Origin of the sequence: uncultured Pedobacter sp., assembly GCF_913776295.1 — a bacterium.
In the GTDB taxonomy this organism is placed as follows: domain Bacteria; phylum Bacteroidota; class Bacteroidia; order Sphingobacteriales; family Sphingobacteriaceae; genus Pedobacter.
This window is the reverse complement of sequence record NZ_CAJYOJ010000029.1, coordinates 1-4,097: the sequence shown is the minus strand read 5'-3', so window position 1 is coordinate 4,097 and position 4,097 is coordinate 1. Positions and strand designations below refer to the sequence as shown.

General features: G+C 41.1%; 2 protein-coding genes. Both read left to right on the top strand.

Annotated features, from left to right (window positions below; all coding sequences use genetic code 11):
- The first annotated feature begins 309 nt into the window (after nucleotides 1–309).
- Nucleotides 310–1,758, top strand: a complete 1,449-nt coding sequence (locus QZ738_RS05380) for a M28 family peptidase (RefSeq protein ID WP_293785435.1) — start codon at nucleotides 310–312, stop codon at nucleotides 1,756–1,758.
- Nucleotides 1,759–2,546: 788 nt separating this feature from the next.
- Nucleotides 2,547–3,863, top strand: coding sequence for an adenosylhomocysteinase (gene ahcY, locus QZ738_RS05375; RefSeq protein ID WP_293785433.1), 1,317 nt, complete (start codon nucleotides 2,547–2,549; stop codon nucleotides 3,861–3,863).
- Nucleotides 3,864–4,097: the final 234 nt, after the last annotated feature.

Genomic DNA, 4,097 nt, shown 5'->3' with positions numbered 1-4,097 from the left:
TTAAGTCCGGCCTAACAAATTTTTCGGATTCCACTAACCGAGCCCTATTACTGGCTTTGAAAGAAAAATTTTCAGCCGGCATTTTTTGTTACTTTTTGATGCCAAAAAGTAAGAGCCATTCGGCGGCTGTAAGCCGAGGCAAGACTGGGCTGTATGGCATAAGTAATTAGTTACGTCATCTATATTGATTTTTATAAAATAAATTATCCCTCAGCATGACAGCATAGGGTAAAGTAACAAAGCAAAATAAACGTTACAGCTGGCAATCTGTACTGAAAATTTGTACTTTCAGCATATAAACTAAACTTCATGAAATACCTTTTTTCTACCGCGCTACTTTGTACCACCTTATTTGCTAATGCACAGGATAGATTTAGCGATGTTTTTGCGAAGATCAATGCTGATGTACAGCAAAACTCTAAAGCTTATCAAACCCTAAAATATGAAACAGAGACGATCGGTCACCGTTTAACAGGATCAGCAAATGGGGCAAAGGCGGAGCAATATGCCTTCGATTTATTAAAATCTTATGGTTGCGAAGTAAAATTTCAGCCTTTTGAAGTCGAAAGCTGGGCCAGAAAAACAATTGTTGTCGAAATTGGTAAAGATCAAAACAGCCTCACCAAAATGAAAGCGGTTACGCTGGCGCATTCGCCGGTCAGCGCTGATGTTACCGGTGAAATTGTTGATGCAGGTAATGGCCTGGAAGCAGATTATCAGGCTAATCCTGAAAAGTTTAAAGGTAAAATAGCTTTAATTTATCTGGGGGTGTTGCCCGGCTCTGCGACAGGAACGAAATCACTACACCGCTCAGAAAAAACTGCTATCGCTATCAAATACGGCGCCATTGGGGTAATCATTATCAATACGGTAAAAGATGGTGTGCTGTTAACCGGAACGGCTTCGGTAACGGGTAAATTGATCCCAATCCCTGCGGTGTGCATTGGTTTAGAAGATGGAATGGCTTTGAAAGAGAATATTAAAGTACAGAAACAGCTTGCGCATATCGCGATGACGAATTTTTCAGGATTGATCAAAGCGAGAAACGTAGTGGCCACCTTTAAAGGAACAGAAATGCCTAAAGAAAAAATTGTTGTCGGCGGACATTTAGATAGCTGGGATCTGGCAACCGGTGCGATCGACAACGGAATCGGATCATTCGCAATTATGGACATGGCCAGGACATTTAAAAAATTGAATTTGAAGACTAAACGGACGGTAGAGTTTGTATTGTTTATGGGTGAGGAGCAAGGTTTGTTAGGCTCTAAAGCATACATAAATCAGGCTAAAAAGGACAAAACCTTGAACCAGGTGAAGTTTATGTTGAATTATGATATGACCAACGACCCGAAAGGTTTTTCTACCTCAAGAGCTGAAATGAAAGATTTGTTTAACGCCTGGGGAGCGGATATCGTTAAAATAGATGCTGGTTTCAAAAATATGTTTAATGCAGGTGCAGGTTTGCACAGTGATCACCAGCCATTTATGCTGGAGGGGATCCCTACCGGCGGTGGTTTTGGCGGTAAACTTCCAAACAATTCCGGACCGTTTTATCATTCAGATGGCGATAGTTTTAAACTGGTTGATGAGCAACAGCTTAAAAATACGGTGCGTTATAGTGCCATGTTGACTTACGCTTTAGCCAATACACCGAAAATCCCGGTAGGTGTTCAGGGCGAAGAAGAGTTGAGGGCTTTCCTGGAATCTCAGAATTTAAAAGAACCTTTGAGTATTGCGGGTGAGTGGAGATGGAAGTAATCTGGGGTTTGATTCTTTCTTTTTTTCGCTTCGCGGTTGATTACACAGATGAGAGGATTACACAGATTTTATACGGTTAATTTACTTAAGATAATTCGTCCTTTCAACAGTAGTGCCTGCCCGTACAGGCGGGGAGAAATCTTGGAGAACTGCCTTAAAAGATTTCTCGACTCCGCTGCGCTTCGCTCGAAATGACGGAAATAAGCTATCTAAAGTCGTCATTTCGACTGAAGCTTACCGACCTTCAACAGTAGTGCCTGCCCGTACAGGCGGGGGAGAAATCTTTCCGCAAGCTAATCGATTACTTTAAGGCATCCAGGGCAGAAATATTTTCTGGTACGGAAATAATGATGGCCCGTTTGGTATCCAGTAAATGTTTTATGCTTTTCGTAATGGTTAATTTGGTTATAATAATTTAAGAAATAATCTGCTGGATATCAAAGTTTTATTTTGTTGAGATTGTTAAAACGAATTCAAGTTAGTATGCACCGTGCCAAATCAAACTTGACTTCTTTGGGAGTCCATGCCGCAAGACCTCATCAATCTAAACCTGACAGAAACGGCAGCCTCCGATTCTTCATCGGAGCTACAGTGTATGGCAGGACCGAAGCTCACCTAAGAACCACTGGACTTGCTTTCCAAAAAAAACAAATAACTCAATAATTTTTCCAAATTGGGTATAAAGAGTCAGATCATAATTTTACAATCCTCCAACTCACCAAACCTTTATTATTTGGCTTTCACAAAGGGATGCCGTAACTTTGCATTACATTTAAAAACAAATAATTATGTCATCAGTAGAGACTACATACGTTCCTTACAAAGTTAAGGACATTTCACTGGCAGAATGGGGCCGTAAAGAAATCGAATTAGCCGAAGCAGAAATGCCAGGTTTAATGAGTTTACGTAAAGAATTCGGCCCATCACAACCGTTAAAAGGTGCGCGTATTGCAGGCTGTCTGCACATGACCATCCAAACGGCTGTATTAATCGAAACATTAGTGGCCCTTGGTGCTGAAGTTACCTGGTCATCTTGCAATATTTTTTCTACACAAGATCATGCTGCTGCGGCAATTGCTGCTGCGGGTATCCAGGTTTATGCCTGGAAAGGTTTAAACGAAGAAGAATTCGACTGGTGTATTGAGCAAACTTTACACTTCGGTCCGGAGCAACAACCATTAAACATGATTTTGGATGATGGTGGTGATTTAACCAATATGGTTTTCGATAAATATCCTGAGTTAATTGCAGGTATTAAAGGTTTATCAGAAGAAACGACGACTGGTGTTCACCGTTTGTACGAAAGAATGAAAAACGGAACCTTGCATTTACCTGCAATCAACGTGAACGATTCGGTTACCAAATCTAAATTCGATAACAAATACGGTTGCCGCGAATCATTGGTTGATGCAATCCGTCGTGCTACCGATGTGATGATGGCTGGTAAAGTAGCCGTAGTTTGTGGCTATGGGGATGTGGGTAAAGGTTCTGCAGAGTCGTTAAGCTCACAAGGTGTACGTGTTATTGTAACTGAAATTGACCCAATCTGTGCTTTACAGGCGGCAATGGAAGGTTACGAAGTGAAAAAATTAGCTAATGCGGTTAAAGAAGCTGATATTGTAGTGACTACAACCGGTAACTGCGACATCGTTCGTGAGCAACACTTCAGGGCATTAAAAGATAAAGCGATTGTTTGTAACATTGGTCACTTCGATAACGAAATCGATATGGCCTGGTTAAATGGCGCTTATGGCGATACCAAAGTGGAAATTAAACCTCAGGTTGATAAATATACCATTGATGGTAAAGACGTCATCGTTCTTGCTGAAGGTCGTTTGGTAAACTTAGGTTGTGCAACCGGTCACCCAAGTTTTGTAATGAGTAACTCTTTTACCAACCAAACTTTAGCGCAATTAGAGCTTTGGACCAACACTGCAGCTTACGAAAACAAAGTATATACTTTGCCTAAACATTTAGATGAAAAAGTTGCCCGTTTGCACTTAGAAAAAATCGGTGTAGAATTAGATGTTTTAGATCAACACCAGGCTGATTATATCGGCGTACCGGTTGAAGGTCCTTTTAAAGCAGATACATACAGGTATTAGTCCTGAGGCTTCAGTCGTGAGTCTGGAGTCGATATTACCAAGAGGGATGTGCAATTTGCATGTCCCTTTTTCTGAATTTAAAACTGCGAGTTTTTTTAGTGCATAACGTCATCCTGAGGGATAATTTATTGGATAAAAATCAATATGAATGACGTATACATTTCTTTTTTTGCCCCAGGGCTAAGCCTTGCCTCGGCTACCGATGAAAAATCGGTACAGGTCCGCCGCCGCCGA